We start from the raw sequence: 14,068 nt of genomic DNA on the forward strand, positions 1-14,068 counted from the left end.
AGGAAGTGTGAACGATGAATTTTGAAACCGTTATGCAGGAGCTTGAAGCTCTCGGCAAGGAACGAACCAAGAAAATTTACGTATCCAATGGCGCGCACGAACCGCTTTTTGGTGTGGCTACAGGTGCTATGAAGCCCATGGCTAAGAAGATTAAAATCAATCAGCCTTTGGCTGAGCAGCTTTACGCCACAGGGAACTACGACGCCATGTACTTTGCAGGCATAATCGCAGACCCAAAAGGAATGACTGCAGCGGATTTTGATCGGTGGATGGATGGGGCTTATTTCTATATGCTGTCTGACTTTGTAGTCGCCGTAACCTTGGCAGAAGCAGATATTGCGCAGGACGTTGCCGACAAATGGATCGCAAGCGGCGAAGAGCTGAGAATGTCAGCGGGCTGGAGCTGTTATTGCTGGTTATTAGGCAATCGTCCGGACAGCGAATTTTCCCAGAGTAAACTTGCCGGTATGCTTGAACTGGTGGCTAATACCATTCATGAGTCTCTCGAACGAACCAAATATTCTATGAGTAACTTTGTTTACACAGTAGGGGTATCCTACGTGCCGCTCCATGATCTGGCGATCGAAACCGCACAGGCCATAGGTCCGGTAGAAGTCAATCGGGACAAGAAAAAAAGCAGCTTCCTAAATGCTTCTCAAAATATTCAAAAGGCATTAGACAGAGGACAACTTGGTTTCAAACGAAAACATGTTAGGTGTTAAACGGTGTGAAGCATTCCAAGTGTGGCTGATGAAGAAGTGGTCAGGACGTCGTGAACACTGGGACCTTCTTCCCGCACGATGGCAGGCGTGGTTTCTATATCACATTTGCCCGGAACTTGGACGGGTACGATCATTTACAATATCTATAACCTCAAACTGCATGGTACAATATTCCTATAATAGTTGAGGCGGTGGGGCTGTTGAGTTTTTTTGGGAAACTATTTAACAACATCAAAGATACAGCAGAAAGACAACAAGCAGATTATGCTAGAAGAGCTCAAAATGCTACGGGATCTGCAATCAATTCGGGTAGAATGCGTGAGACTGATATTATAAAAGGAAAAGATAGCCCACTGCCCAAAGAACCGGGAATGTATCGTCATATTAATAAAGAAACAGGGAACGTCGAATACGCTGGACAAACCGATAATCTTAGGAAGAGACAGCAAGAACATGCAAGGGATGGGAAGCTTAATACCCAAACACAAAGAGTCCAGTATGCTACTGCTAAAACAGATGCTACAAAAGATGACCTGTGTCAGACGGAAAAAGTACATATTGCAAGACATAAGCCATCCGGTAATACTTACAAAGGTGGAAATGGCAGGAGGTAGGATTGTAATTAACAATTCTTGAATGCTCTCTAACCTTTGGTAACAATATATTGGCAGCATACAAAAAGAGGGGCGGCGAGCCCAATATCATTAAGTTAAGCTCAAAGATAAGACTGGGAATAAAAATGGAATCCGAAACGGCATGGGAAAAAGCCCTGTGCCGTTTGTTTTTTTGGTGCAAGCAAGAAAAAAGCGCACAGCAAACAAGCGGACGGAATATCCGCTTAAAAAAATGTTCATACGAAACGAATTATGCTACTCTGTAGACGAAGCTAACGACGATTTCCAGCGGATTTTGCGCGTATTCTTCTGCCCTGGGCGAATGGGTCGAATCGGCAAAATGTTCTTGCGAATCAGTGCTTCTACATCGGGCGGGGGTTCATCGTCCCGTGAGCGCAGGAAATGTCTACAAACGTGAACGGCAACCGTGAAGTTGACTTGGTAGGGGTGCCGTTTATCCATTTGGGAAATGACGACGTGCGAGGTCATCATTTCAGCGAAATTGTACAGGATCATTCTTGCAAAAATCTCTTGGGTGATGGACTCTTGTCTCTTTGCGTGAAAATTCGTCAGGCCGACGGTGTATTTCAATGCCCGGAAAGAGGTTTCAATGCCCCATCGCATGTTATAAATGGACTTGATTTCATCGGGTGGGAAATCAGCGGCAGAAAGATTCGTAATGACGGTTTCATAAGCGCCACCCGGCAGGACGAAACGGACAACCCGAAAGGAAATCGGGTAAAACAAGTTCTCGTGCAAATCTAAAAAATCAAAGGTAGACGTGGAAGGGACGAACTTGTATATCTCGGGATGAGCCTTGACCTCTTTGGTTTGTTTTTTGGTGAGTGTCAGATGAACGCCCATATCAAACGCTCCGCCAGAGGGCAGATGCAAGCCCGAAAGAATGCCATTCGAATCCAAATCCTTAACCCGTATGACATAGCTCCACCCTTTGCGTTCCATATGCGCGAAATTGTTGTAACTTTCATAACCCCTATCGGCAGTAACAATGGTTTTGCCTTGAATGGGGGAACGGTCAACCATGGCAGCCAGCGCCCTTCCCTCGTTGCACAACCTCCGTGGCTGAATAATGGCATCCACGTAAAGTCTGTTGCATAAGTCATAGGCTGCATTCAAATGCAGAAGGTTGTAGCCTTTCGTGTTCGGTTGACTTTGGAAATAGGTATCCGTGTCCGCCCGGTCGGTTGCGATATGCAAATCCGACCCGTCAATGGCAAGTAACCGATACCCCCGGTAGTCCTTGATGTCCGTATACGATTGCGTAAATTCGTGAAACAAGAATTCCACAGCAGACGGCAGGATTTTATTCCTCTGCTGGACAAAAGCAGAAGTGGTTGCGGTGTTTACGTCATAGCCCTGCGATTCTAGGAGTTCCTTGTAGAGGCTGTTTCCTCCCATAAAGATCAGGAGTTGCATGATCGTTTCAAAGGGCAGCTTTTTCTTACGGGTAAAATCTTTTTCCGGGTTTTTGACAAAAGGTGCGGGTGCGGCTGACATTTCTCGTATGAGGGATGTCAGCGTTTTTTTTAGCGAGATCGCGTACTCATCCATTGGCGTAACCTCCTCGTTTTTTCAAGGGGCTTCGCCACTCATTTCCATCTGCTTGTCAAGTTCTTTTTTTAGTGCAAAAAAAAGAGCGGGCTATCTTTTCGATAACCTGCTCTTTTTCTTGATTTTTGGCCTTGCGCCTTAACTTAATGACATTGAGTGAGATCTGAGTCATATTCTGGATCTTGTTCGGTTTTTCTTGTTTTCGCAGCGACTCTCAATCCTTTTCCTAGATTTCCGAAAGTTTCTTTAGATGTCTTTCAGCAATTTGGTTGACTTTGTCTACTCGATTTTTATATTTATCGATATCGGCAAGGAAGTCAGTTGTCATCCAGGCCTTGACTGTTTCAAGAGCGATGGCAGAACCTATTATTTTGGCACCGATACATAAAATATTGGTATTGGAGTGGGATCGGGCTAATTGAGCGCAGAAGGGATCCTGGCAAACGGCAGCGTTAAGTCCGTATATCTTATTAGCGATGAGAGCACTGCCATATCCAACTCCGTCTATAAAGATGCCTCGGTCTGCTTTAGCTTCTGCGATTGCCAGTGATGCGGGATAGATGTAATCCGATAGATCACAAGCTTCTTCACTATGCGTACCATAATCTAGAACTTCGTGCCCTTCATTTTTCAAATACTGTTTTATTTCTTCCTTTAAACTATAACCAGCGTGATCACTTGCCATTGCAATTTTCATAGTATGTACCTCCCAAGTTTCAAATTATCCAATTCCAAAATTATAGTTTATTGGTAACCATTTTGCCAATGGATGACTTGAAATCAATAAATTAGATTTACTAAAATACCTTCAGCGTATGTACAAAGAAGGCTCTAGCTTGATAAAAGAAAGAGCCCCTCAACATGCAGCCGGTCAACCTTCCAATCGTCTAACCCGCTGATCCAGCCTGTTGATGCGCTGAATTTGACGATCTAATTCGGCCTCGACTACGGTATATTGGCGTTCCAACCGCTCGACACGCTGAACCAAACCGGCACCGGGCTGCGGTGAGGGTGGAGGGGTCGGAAACGGAAACGGAAACGGATAACCACCTGGTGTGGGGATGATCAAGCTTTGCCCCAGATAGATATAATTCGAACTGGTCAAATTGTTTGCTCGCAATATCGCATCCACGGTTACACCGTAACGGGTGGCAATCGACCACAGCGTATCTCCGGGTTGAACAATATGATTCATATATGCATCTCCTCCAAAAGGTAACTTTTCAATCCTATGTATATGCCTACAATAGGCGTATCGACAGGTACAGGTGCCCATTTTTTGTCAGACGCTACCCAGCTAACATCAAACGACTCCAGCTTGTCAAAATAATTGAAGATTTTATTTCCTTCATACCTAATTATTTTTTTCTATCTATGAATTTTGGGTAATAATAAGAAACATCTGTGAAAGGAGTAATGAACATGGACACAGAAACTAAAAAAACAATAGCAGTAGGTGCTGTAGCAGGGGCATTGGTCGGTGCAGGTTTAGCTGCTCTCGTCGCTCCGCAACAAGGTCAGAAGGGACGCTCTAAACTATCCAGCATGGCTGATATGGTAAAAGAAAAGGGCTCAATGATTAACGAAAAAGGTCATCTGCTTGCAGAAAAAGGCCAGGAAGTCGCAGAAGTGATTAAAGAATCCCTTGGCGTCATCAAAGAATTAAAAAACGAAGCTCAAATAGTTACACAGGATATTAAATCTGAAATTCAAAGTTTCAAACAAGAGCAGACTATATAAGTTGCACTAAAGATTTTGACCTATGCTATAGGGTGTTACCCGTAACTACGGGGAATGTTTGGACTTCCGGCCGCTGCCCATCCCCAGATGTTTTGGATTAGACCGCTTCCAGCGGTAAACATCCGGGGACAAAGGCGATCGCTATCGTTCCTACAGTTCCAAACTTCCCCTTCGCTACTTCACCATCTCATCATTTAATTCTTTAGTTCGGTTTATATAGCTAATATAACTAATATAACTAATATAAGGAATGATCCATGCCTAAGGATTGTAGATCTTGGGCGGGGTCATTTTTATTTGCCTTCTATATTTTACTCGCTGGATAATGAGGGGTAAATTCCCTTCCTTTTTTTTATGATTTAATATAAAATAATTGAAACTGGTTTCAAATATGGTTCCTATATGGAGTGAATGGCAGATGGCAGCAAACATTTTAGATGTGGCGCGTTTAGCGGGTGTATCCAAGACAACGGTATCCCGGGTGATCAATAACTATCCTCATATTTCAGCGGATAAACGAGAATTGGTATTAAAAGCAATGGATGAGCTTGAATATACACCGAATCTCTCGGCGAGAAGACTAAGAGGGCAAGTGACGACAACTATAGCTGTGGTTGTTCCGAAAATTGTAAACCCCTTCTTTTCCTATTTGGTGGATTCCATTGAAAAGGTTGGTTACAGAAATGGCTATCAAACCTTGATTTGTCAAACCAATGAAGACAAGGAGAAAGAATTGACCTATTTGAATTTGTTGAAGACAAAGCAAGCGGACGGCATAATCATGACATCCATTGAGAATGATTGGGCAGTCATTGAACCGTTTACGGAATATGGACCTATTGTGTTATGTAATGAATATGTCAGTAACGCCAAAGTTCCTGTGATTCGGTTGGATCAATTTAAAGGCACCTACATAGGGGTTAAGCACTTAATTGAAAGAGGGCACCGGAAAATTGCCTACTGTACCGGAGGTTTGTTTACCGAGTTCGGTAAAGATAAAGACCGTAATCTAGGCTATCAAAAAGCGTTGGAGGATGCCGGAATCCAAGTGAATCCGAACTGGATTTTGGTCAATCAACATACGATTGAAGACGGAAAAAAGGTGATGAAGCTATTACTTGAAATGAAGGATCGCCCGACAGCTGTGTTTACGGGGAGTGATGAAATCGCCGGTGGTTTGATGATGGCTGCGAAAAAGGAAGGTCTAAGGATTCCCCAGGATTTGGCTATTATCGGTTTTGATGACCAGCCTATAGCAGAAATGTTGGATCCCGCACTCACAACCATACGGCAGCCCATTGAGCAAATGGGGAAAAAAGCAGGGGAAGTTCTTATGGAGCTGCTGAATCAAGGTAATCTTGAACCCACTATTTATGAGCTGCCTGTTGAGCTGGTAGTTCGACAATCTACATGAGGATGAGAAGCGGATTTGCGATACAGAGTTCGCTTTTTTTGGTTTTCTTTTGGAACCGATACCAACACATATTAGGTTGCAAAAAAGGTGAAGAATCTATATTTAATTAGATTATTCGGGAAAATTACCGAATGATTCGCGTAAAAATTATATTGAAACTGATACCAAAAGATGATACATTGCATATGTGGGAGGCTTGTTGATCCGATAACTTTATTCATTTGAATTGGTAGCGGGAATTTTGGAACCGGTACCAAGGATATGAGATTGAAACCTGAATGGGTCTACCACACAAAAAAAGCAAAAATGGAGGGGTTTTGTTTGAAAAAAATGTTTGTTTTATTAGTTGTTCTCTTGCTCGTTGTTTCATTGACGGCGTGCGGTGGATCAAATGGAGCGGGGTCAACGGCTGCAGAAAACAAAACAACAAATAGTCCCGCAGAAAACTCGAAAGATGAGAAAGTCAACATCATTATTACGAACGGTAAAGGTGAAATCGCTTCCCAATGGGAACAGGCGGCAAAAGATTTCATGGCTGCGAATCCGAATATTACGGTTGAGGCCTATACACAAGCTGTAGGCGATACATTGAGTGTTCTCGAAAAACTTACAGCATCCGGTAAAACGGTCACGCTTGCCATGATGGCCCCTGATGCCCCTATCAATAAACATAAAGATTTTGGCATTGACCTTTCGAAAGAAAAATGGAACGAAGAAACGATTTATGGAGTTAAAAATGCGAATGGAGAAATTGTCGGGTTTCCATTCTCCATCGAAGGATTCGGTCTCGTCTATAATAAACAAGTTGTCGATAAGGCTGTTGGCGGTTCTTTCGATCCGTTCTCCATCAACACCCGCGACAAATTTAAAGAATTGTTGGATAAGATTAAAGCTTCCGGATTGAAGTATCCAATAGCTTACCAAACAGAGCAATGGTCCATAAGTAACCACTATAGTACACAATTCATCAACCAGGCCGAAGATCCAAGCACTGTTGTACAGCAACTGAAAGAAGGAAAATTCGATTTAGCCTCCAATGCCGTTTGGAACGGTTATTATGACACGATGGATCTGTTGGCATCGAAAGAATACAACAAATACGGCGAGCGTCCGTTAGGGCAATACTATGACGATGCGCATTTAGCCGTTGGTAAAGGCGAATCCGCCATTCTTTTCAATGGAAACTGGGCATTCGATTCGCTTAAAGCCGTTGCCGGTGACACTTTCGGATTCATACCTGTACCGGTTGACAACAATCCGGATAATCCTTTGAACAACAAAATTGCCGCCGGCCCAACGAATATTCTGGTCATCAACAAAGCTGCCACTCCGGCTCAGCAAGAGGCGGCCAAGAAATTTTTGGATTGGATTGTATATGACCAAGGGGGTCAAGACTTCCTGGTGAACAAATCTCAAGTGGTCTCCGCGTTCAAGAACAATCCGAACAAAGTTACGAATCCGCTCGGCGCAGCGATTGCGGATGCCATTGTACAAGGGAAAACCATGCCGTTCAGTTCTAACTTTGTAAATGTCGAAGACTGGGGCAATATCCTTGGACCGGACGTCGCGAAGTATATAGCGAAAAAAATATCCCGTGAGGATCTTGCCAAGAGCATTGAGGGGTATTACAAAAAACAAAAGTAAGATTAATTAAGCTTGGGTGTAGAAAATGGGCGGGTATCCACCTGCCCATTTCATCATTGAAACCGTTTAGGGGGTGCGTGGAAATATTATGATATCGGAAAAAAGCTTTATCAAACGATTAGGCAACCAGTTGTTCTTCACCGGTCCCACGATCGTGTTCTTTACGATTGCGCTGTTGATTCCATTTGCATATGGTTTATATCTCACTTTGACAGATATGTCTTCTCCATTGAATCCTGTGAATTTCTCGGGGTTTGGAAATTACAAGTCCGCATTTACGGATCGCGAGTTTTGGGATTCTTTATGGTTAACCGTTAAGTATGTTTTGGCGACCGTCATCTTTATCAATATTCTTGGTTTTATCCTGGCCTTTTTAGTCACTTCAGGCGTGAGAATGCAAAACTTTTTCAGAACCGCTCTTTTCACACCGAATCTGATCGGCGGATTAATTCTGGGTTACATTTGGCAGTTTATTTTCGTTCAATCTCTGCCCACCATTGGAGAAAAATTCGGAATTGAGGTCCTTCGCTTAGGTTGGCTCGGGGATGAACGTTTGGCCTTCTGGGCCATTGTTATTGTATCCATCTGGCAATCCGCCGGATACATGATGATCATCTTTGTAGCCGGATTAATCAGTGTGCCTAAAGATGTGATGGAAGCCGCTACGATTGACGGTGCAAACTCATGGCGTCGTTTGACGAATGTTACTTTGCCGCTCATGGTTCCTTCCTTTGTGGTTACCATATTTTTGACTTTGAAAGGCGCATTTATGGTCTATGATATTAACTACGCCTTAACTGAGGGAGGCCCCTACGGCAGTACAACGATGGTATCCATGCATGTGGTTAAAAAAGCTTTTACGGAATATAACTACGGTGTGGGTCAAGCGGAGGCTATTGTGTTATTTGCTATTGTTGCTATTGTTACCGGGTTACAGGTGTATTTCAGTAAGAAAATGGAGGTTGCAGCATAATGGATACGCGAAAAAAAGCTTCTTCATTTCTGATTTTTTTATTTTTGATTGTGTCCTTTGCAGCCTTTACTTTTCCTTTTTTTCTGATTATTGTGAACTCCTTTAAAAGTAACGGCGAGATTCTGGAAAACCCTTTTTCGATCCCGACAAGCTGGAATTTTGGCCATTTTGCCGAAGTCATTGATAAAATGAATTTTTTCGTCTCGTTTAAAAATACGGTACTGATTACTATGTTGAGCGTCTTTTTTATCTTTATTTTTTCAGCGATGGCCGCTTATTACATGGTAAGGCATTCTACAAGATTCAATAACGGATTCTTTGCTCTGTTGGTTGCTTCCATGATTATTCCGTTTCAATCCATTATGATCCCTCTAATTTATATTTATGGGGCAAAGCTTCACTGGATAGACACGGCTCCTGTTCCCTTGCTGATTGTATTTTATATTGGGTTCGGTAGCTCGTTATCAATATTCATGTACCATGGATTTGTTAAATCTATTCCTTATGAGTTGGAGGAAGCCTCGCTGCTGGATGGATGCAATCGGCGTCAAACCTTTTTCAAGATTGTGCTGCCTATGCTGGCCCCGACATCCGTTACCATTGCCATTTTGAATGTGCTCTGGATCTGGAACGATTATCTGCTGCCTTCACTGGTTCTGACGAACGAAAAGGATTTTACAATGCCTATCAAGATGAAAGTTTTTAACGGAACGTATATGAATAACTGGGAATTATTAATACCCGCACTTCTGTTAACCATCCTGCCCATTCTCATCGGGTACTTGTTTGGTCAACGCTACATTATAAGAGGTGTCAGTCAAGGAGCTATTAAATAATATCTTTATAGAGAGATAAGAAAGAGGAGCGGAGCAACAGTGAAGAAATGGTGGAAAGAAGCGATTGCCTATCAAATTTATCCCCGGAGCTTTATAGACAGCAATGGAGACGGCATCGGCGATTTGAAGGGGATTATAACCAAACTGGATTATTTGAAAGAGCTTGGCATTGACGTGATCTGGTTATCTCCCATGTACAAGTCTCCTAATGATGACAACGGCTATGATATTTCGGATTATCACGACGTTATGGATGAGTTCGGAACGATTGATGATTTTGACGAACTGCTTGAGGAAGTACATCGAAGAGGTATGAAGCTCATTCTGGATTTGGTGGTCAACCATACATCCGACGAGCATCCATGGTTTATCGAGTCGCGCTCCCGAATTGACAATCCCAAGAGAGATTACTATATATGGAGCGACGGCAAAAACGGGGCGGAACCGAACAACTGGGAAAGTATCTTCGGCGGTTCGATCTGGGAATTGGATGAACGAAGCGGACAGTACTACATGCATATTTTCTCCAAAAAACAGCCCGATCTCAACTGGGAAAATCCCGTGGTTCGCTCGGAAATCTACAACATGATCAACTGGTGGCTCGATAAAGGCATAGACGGCTACCGGATTGATGCCATTTCCCATGTTAAGAAAGTTCCAGGCTTTCCCGACATGCCCAATCCCATGAATCTGGCGTATGTGCCTTCTCTTGAAGGTCATATTAACCGGGAAGGCATCCATGAATTTCTGGATGAATTAAAACGGGAGACGTTCAGCAAGTACGACATTATGACTGTTGGAGAAGCTGGCGGCGTAAGTGTGGAGCAAGCGGAGGACTGGGTTGGTGAAACCAAAGGGAAACTAAATATGATCTTTCAATTCGAAATCAACGGGCTGTGGGAAAAGGGAGTAGGCGGCGGCCTGGATATATATAAATTCAAGAAAATATTGACCAAGTGGCAAAAAGGGCTTGAAGGCAAGGGCTGGAACGCGCTGTTTATGGAAAATCACGATTTGCCGCGCTCCGTGTCCACCTGGGGAGATGACAAAGCCTATCGTGTGCAGTCGGCCAAGGCGCTGGCGACGATGTTCTTTATGATGCAGGGCACCCCGTTTATTTATCAAGGGCAGGAAATCGGCATGACCAATGTGAAATTTGAATCCATTGATGATTATAACGATATTACCGCCAAAAATCTGTACCGGATGGATATGGAAAACGGAAAGACGCATGAGGAGATCATGCCGGTCATCTGGAAGAACGGACGCGACAATTCACGGACACCCATGCAATGGGATGAAGGGGAGAATGCAGGCTTTACGACAGGAACACCCTGGCTGAAAGTGAATGGGAACTACAACCAGATCAATGTCCGGGAATCGCTTAAGAACCCAGACTCTATTTACTATTACTATAAAAAGTTGATCCTGTTGAGAAAAGAACGATCGGTAGCGGTTTATGGCACGTATGATCTCCTTCTTCCGAGACATAACAAAATCTATTCGTACACACGCACATTGGGTGAAGAACGGCTCCTTGTCATCGTCAATCTTTTTGCGGAAGAAACTATCTTTCAGCTGCCTCGCGGCGTGAAATACAGCAGTGCCGAGCTGCTGCTTGCCAACTATGAGACCGAGGCTGGGGCAAGTGCAAGTGTCCGGAAAGTCGCGCTGCGTCCTTATGAAGCGAGAATCTATGAGTTAAAAGGATAAGTGAGGTATACCATGATTGATATTGGGAGGAGAAGTAGCTGCTATGCAAATTAAAAATGAAGCTATGCTAATTACGTATGCTGATAGTCTTGGGAGTAATTTAAAAGAATTAAATGAGGTGCTGGATAAGCATCTGCAAGGAGTCGTCGGAGGAATTCACTTATTGCCGTTCTATCCTTCCTCGGGGGACAGGGGATTTGCACCCATGGATTATACAAAAGTTGATCCTGCATTCGGAGGTTGGACTGAAGTTGAAGAGATGAGTCAGAAATTTTATATGATGTATGATTTTATGATCAACCACATCTCACGGCAATCTCCGTATTTCCAGGATTTTCTGGAGAAAAAAGACGCCTCGGAATATGCGGATCTGTTCATTCGTTACAAGGATTTCTGGCCGGATGGGGAACCGACCCAGACAGATGTGGACTTGATCTACAAACGCAAGCCGCGTGCTCCTTATGTAGAAGTTACCTTCAAAGACGGCACAACCGAGAAGGTATGGTGTACCTTTGATGAGCAACAAATTGACCTGGATGTGACCACAAATACGACGCGGAAATTCATAACGGACAATCTCACTTTTCTGGCGGAAAAAGGAGCTTCAATCATTCGATTGGATGCTTTCGCGTATGCCAACAAAAAAATAGGCACCAATTGTTTTTTTGTCGAGCCGGATATTTGGGAAATGTTAAATCACTCTGAACGTACTGTAGCGCCGTATGGCGTAACTGTTTTGCCGGAAATTCATGAGCATTACAGCATCCAATTGAAAATTGCAGATCAGGACTACTATGTATATGATTTTGCGTTGCCGATGCTGGTGCTCCATGCTTTGTATAGTGGGAAAGTAAACCGGCTGGTTCATTGGCTGGAAATCTGTCCGAGAAAACAGTTTACTACATTAGATACGCATGATGGGATTGGTGTTGTAGACGTAAAAGATCTCTTGACTGATGAAGAAGCGGAAATGACCAGAGAGAGTTTATACAGCCAAGGAGCTAATGTAAAAAAAATATACAGCACAGAAGCGTATAACAATCTGGATATTTACCAAATCAACTGTACGTACTACTCAGCACTTGGCAATGACGATCAGGCTTATCTGCTGGCGCGAGCTATTCAATGTTTTGCACCAGGGATACCTCAGATTTATTATGTCGGATTATTGGCCGGAGAGAATGATCTTGAACTTCTGGAAAAGACAAAAGAAGGCCGGAATATTAACCGGCATTATTACTCCAAAGAAGAGATCGATGCTGAGGTAGAACGTCCAGTTGTTCAAAAACTGTTTCAATTATTAAAATTGAGAAACAGCAGTCCTGCATTTCAAGGGGATATTCAGATTGAACAGGTGAATGAAAATGGTATGGTCATCACCTGGAAAAACCTAACGAGCGAAATTAAACTGGAAGCTGATCTTCTGACCAAGGAGTTTAGCATTTTGCAAAAAGAACAGGGAACGGACTGGGAAAAAGTGTTTTGATTTTTTGGAGTTGGCCGTAACTACGGGGAGAGGTTACTTAACGGAATAACTGAGGAACCGCCTTTTTTAAGGTGGTTTTTTTATTTGCATTCATTTGAATAGCAAAGCTTTGCGGGTTATACTTTATGGGGAAATTTATGAATAAGTTCAGTTATGGAGGCGCGAAATGCAGCTTATCAATCAATCAGAAGTACAACTTAGGATCGACATGCTTAAAGATCAGGAACTTTATGTCCATCTTGAGATGACAACGGGAGCTTATGCTTCCCATATAGATAGTTCAAAGCATCCGGCAGCTGCTTTTATTACTAATGCTATGATTCGATATTCCCATGGGTCGATTTCCGGTAGTGGTCCTTATCGGGTAGGCTTAAAGATGCAGCAGGGCTGGATATACTCGGAAGGGCTAACTCACTATGAAGAAAGTGAGACGAGCAGACTGATCATGGTAGGGCATGACAGTCAGGGCAAGCTGATCGTATCCTTACAATTAAGCCGGGAGCCCTTTTAATGAAAGAGGAGATGAACAGTTCAGTGGAAAGACATATTCTTGTTGTGCTGCCGCACCCCGATGATGAGGCCTTTGGTGTATCAGGAACACTGGCCATGTATTTACAGAATGGAGCCCAAGTTACCTATGCCTGTCTTACTTTAGGAGAAATGGGTCGTAATATGGGGATTCCGCCATTTGCTACTCGTGTGACTCTTCCGGAAATACGCAGAAAGGAGCTGGAAGCGTCCTGCCGATCTATTGGAATACAGGATCTAAGAATGATGGGTTTTCACGATAAAACGATTGAATTCGAGGAACAAGAATTGTTGGATGGACGGATTGACGCTCTTCTGAAAGAGCTACACCCCTCGCTGATCATTACTTTTTATCCAGGTTACAGCGTTCATCCCGATCATGATGCATGTGGAGCTGCTGTTATTCGAACGGTTGGAAAGCTGCCTAAGGAAGAAAGACCTCCTGTTCACTGCATTGCCTTTGCCAAGAATCTTCAACAAGCTATCGGCAAGCCTGATGTTATAAATGATGTAAGAGATTTTTTAAAGCAAAAGATGGCATCCATAGAAGCTCATCGGTCCCAATTCCAAGCTGCTGAATTATTAGGCAGTAAAAAATTTAAACCAAAAGAAATCCAGGAGCGTTTTGGAACAGAACGATTTTGGACCTACTCATTTGAGTGATTATAACCTCGGATTTATTTCTGCGAAGTAGCGGTCCAGTATGTTCATGATGAAGGTGATATTTTCGAAAACATGGGGGATTGCTTCAAGCTCCTAATTCTGTTCTCAAATGGGCAGAAGAACTTGATGATGACAATTGATAATCCAATTTATGATTGATATC

The 14,068-nt window shown here is 43.2% G+C and carries 14 protein-coding genes; 11 read left to right on the forward strand and 3 right to left on the reverse strand.

Annotated elements, in window-relative coordinates; translation table 11 throughout:
• Nucleotides 1-14 precede the first annotated feature (14 nt).
• Nucleotides 15-722 carry a DNA alkylation repair protein gene (locus PaeBR_RS03160; protein ID WP_410513467.1) on the forward strand — a complete coding sequence of 236 codons (708 nt, stop codon included), beginning with the start codon at nt 15-17 and terminating at the stop codon, nt 720-722.
• A gap of 200 nt (nt 723-922) precedes the next feature.
• On the forward strand, nt 923-1,336 hold the full coding sequence (locus tag PaeBR_RS03165) for a hypothetical protein (protein WP_410513468.1): 414 nt from the start codon (nt 923-925) through the stop codon (nt 1,334-1,336).
• A 255-nt stretch (nt 1,337-1,591) separates the two neighbouring features.
• On the opposite strand, the gene PaeBR_RS03170 is transcribed toward PaeBR_RS03165, so the two are convergent.
• The 3 genes from PaeBR_RS03170 to PaeBR_RS03180 all read right to left on the reverse strand — a co-directional run bounded on the left by PaeBR_RS03170 (nt 1,592) and on the right by PaeBR_RS03180 (nt 4,103).
• Nucleotides 1,592-2,908, reverse strand: a complete 1,317-nt coding sequence (locus tag PaeBR_RS03170; RefSeq protein ID WP_410513469.1) for an IS4 family transposase — start codon at nt 2,906-2,908, stop codon at nt 1,592-1,594.
• A gap of 226 nt (nt 2,909-3,134) precedes the next feature.
• On the reverse strand, nt 3,135-3,605 hold the full coding sequence (locus tag PaeBR_RS03175; protein ID WP_410513470.1) for an RpiB/LacA/LacB family sugar-phosphate isomerase: 471 nt from the start codon (nt 3,603-3,605) through the stop codon (nt 3,135-3,137).
• Between the two features lie 174 nt (nt 3,606-3,779).
• On the reverse strand, nt 3,780-4,103 hold the full coding sequence (locus PaeBR_RS03180) for a LysM peptidoglycan-binding domain-containing protein (RefSeq protein ID WP_410513471.1): 324 nt from the start codon (nt 4,101-4,103) through the stop codon (nt 3,780-3,782).
• 227 nt (nt 4,104-4,330) lie between these two features.
• Between PaeBR_RS03180 and PaeBR_RS03185 the strand changes: the two genes are divergently transcribed.
• From PaeBR_RS03185 to bshB2, 9 genes are all read left to right on the forward strand, one after another.
• Nucleotides 4,331-4,648 carry a YtxH domain-containing protein gene (locus PaeBR_RS03185; RefSeq protein ID WP_410513472.1) on the forward strand — a complete coding sequence of 106 codons (318 nt, stop codon included), beginning with the start codon at nt 4,331-4,333 and terminating at the stop codon, nt 4,646-4,648.
• 418 nt (nt 4,649-5,066) lie between these two features.
• Complete coding sequence (locus tag PaeBR_RS03190; protein WP_410513473.1) at nt 5,067-6,062, forward strand: LacI family DNA-binding transcriptional regulator; 996 nt, start codon at nt 5,067-5,069, stop codon at nt 6,060-6,062.
• A gap of 321 nt (nt 6,063-6,383) precedes the next feature.
• Complete coding sequence (locus PaeBR_RS03195) at nt 6,384-7,706, forward strand: ABC transporter substrate-binding protein (RefSeq protein ID WP_410513474.1); 1,323 nt, start codon at nt 6,384-6,386, stop codon at nt 7,704-7,706.
• Between the two features lie 88 nt (nt 7,707-7,794).
• On the forward strand, nt 7,795-8,679 hold the full coding sequence (locus tag PaeBR_RS03200; RefSeq protein ID WP_410513475.1) for a carbohydrate ABC transporter permease: 885 nt from the start codon (nt 7,795-7,797) through the stop codon (nt 8,677-8,679).
• Nucleotides 8,679-9,515 (forward strand): carbohydrate ABC transporter permease, encoded by an 837-nt coding sequence (locus PaeBR_RS03205; RefSeq protein WP_410513476.1) that lies wholly within the window; start codon nt 8,679-8,681, stop codon nt 9,513-9,515. Before PaeBR_RS03200 ends, PaeBR_RS03205 begins: the two co-directional genes overlap by 1 nt.
• Before the next feature lie 39 nt (nt 9,516-9,554).
• Complete coding sequence (locus PaeBR_RS03210) at nt 9,555-11,228, forward strand: glycoside hydrolase family 13 protein (protein ID WP_410513477.1); 1,674 nt, start codon at nt 9,555-9,557, stop codon at nt 11,226-11,228.
• A gap of 43 nt (nt 11,229-11,271) precedes the next feature.
• Nucleotides 11,272-12,714 carry a sucrose phosphorylase gene (gene gtfA / locus PaeBR_RS03215; RefSeq protein WP_410513478.1) on the forward strand — a complete coding sequence of 481 codons (1,443 nt, stop codon included), beginning with the start codon at nt 11,272-11,274 and terminating at the stop codon, nt 12,712-12,714.
• A gap of 166 nt (nt 12,715-12,880) precedes the next feature.
• On the forward strand, nt 12,881-13,225 hold the full coding sequence (locus PaeBR_RS03220) for a YojF family protein (RefSeq protein WP_410513479.1): 345 nt from the start codon (nt 12,881-12,883) through the stop codon (nt 13,223-13,225).
• A 23-nt stretch (nt 13,226-13,248) separates the two neighbouring features.
• The gene (gene bshB2 / locus PaeBR_RS03225; protein WP_410515059.1) at nt 13,249-13,905 is read left to right on the forward strand and encodes a bacillithiol biosynthesis deacetylase BshB2; all 657 of its coding nucleotides are present in this window, start codon (nt 13,249-13,251) and stop codon (nt 13,903-13,905) included.
• The last annotated feature ends 163 nt before the right edge of the window (nt 13,906-14,068 follow it).

The organism is Paenibacillus sp. BR2-3 (assembly GCF_046529485.1).
In the GTDB taxonomy this organism is placed as follows: domain Bacteria; phylum Bacillota; class Bacilli; order Paenibacillales; family Paenibacillaceae; genus Paenibacillus_AQ.

Coding starts and splice junctions, on each gene's coding strand:
- PaeBR_RS03170 (WP_410513469.1), bottom strand. CDS start 2,908: ATGGATGAGTACGCGATCTCGCTAAAAAAAACGCTGACATCCCTCATA.
- PaeBR_RS03200 (WP_410513475.1), top strand. CDS start 7,795: ATGATATCGGAAAAAAGCTTTATCAAACGATTAGGCAACCAGTTGTTC.
- PaeBR_RS03205 (WP_410513476.1), top strand. CDS start 8,679: ATGGATACGCGAAAAAAAGCTTCTTCATTTCTGATTTTTTTATTTTTG.
- PaeBR_RS03190 (WP_410513473.1), top strand. CDS start 5,067: ATGGCAGCAAACATTTTAGATGTGGCGCGTTTAGCGGGTGTATCCAAG.
- PaeBR_RS03185 (WP_410513472.1), top strand. CDS start 4,331: ATGGACACAGAAACTAAAAAAACAATAGCAGTAGGTGCTGTAGCAGGG.
- gtfA (WP_410513478.1), top strand. CDS start 11,272: ATGCAAATTAAAAATGAAGCTATGCTAATTACGTATGCTGATAGTCTT.
- PaeBR_RS03160 (WP_410513467.1), top strand. CDS start 15: ATGAATTTTGAAACCGTTATGCAGGAGCTTGAAGCTCTCGGCAAGGAA.
- PaeBR_RS03220 (WP_410513479.1), top strand. CDS start 12,881: ATGCAGCTTATCAATCAATCAGAAGTACAACTTAGGATCGACATGCTT.
- PaeBR_RS03175 (WP_410513470.1), bottom strand. CDS start 3,605: ATGAAAATTGCAATGGCAAGTGATCACGCTGGTTATAGTTTAAAGGAA.
- PaeBR_RS03180 (WP_410513471.1), bottom strand. CDS start 4,103: ATGAATCATATTGTTCAACCCGGAGATACGCTGTGGTCGATTGCCACC.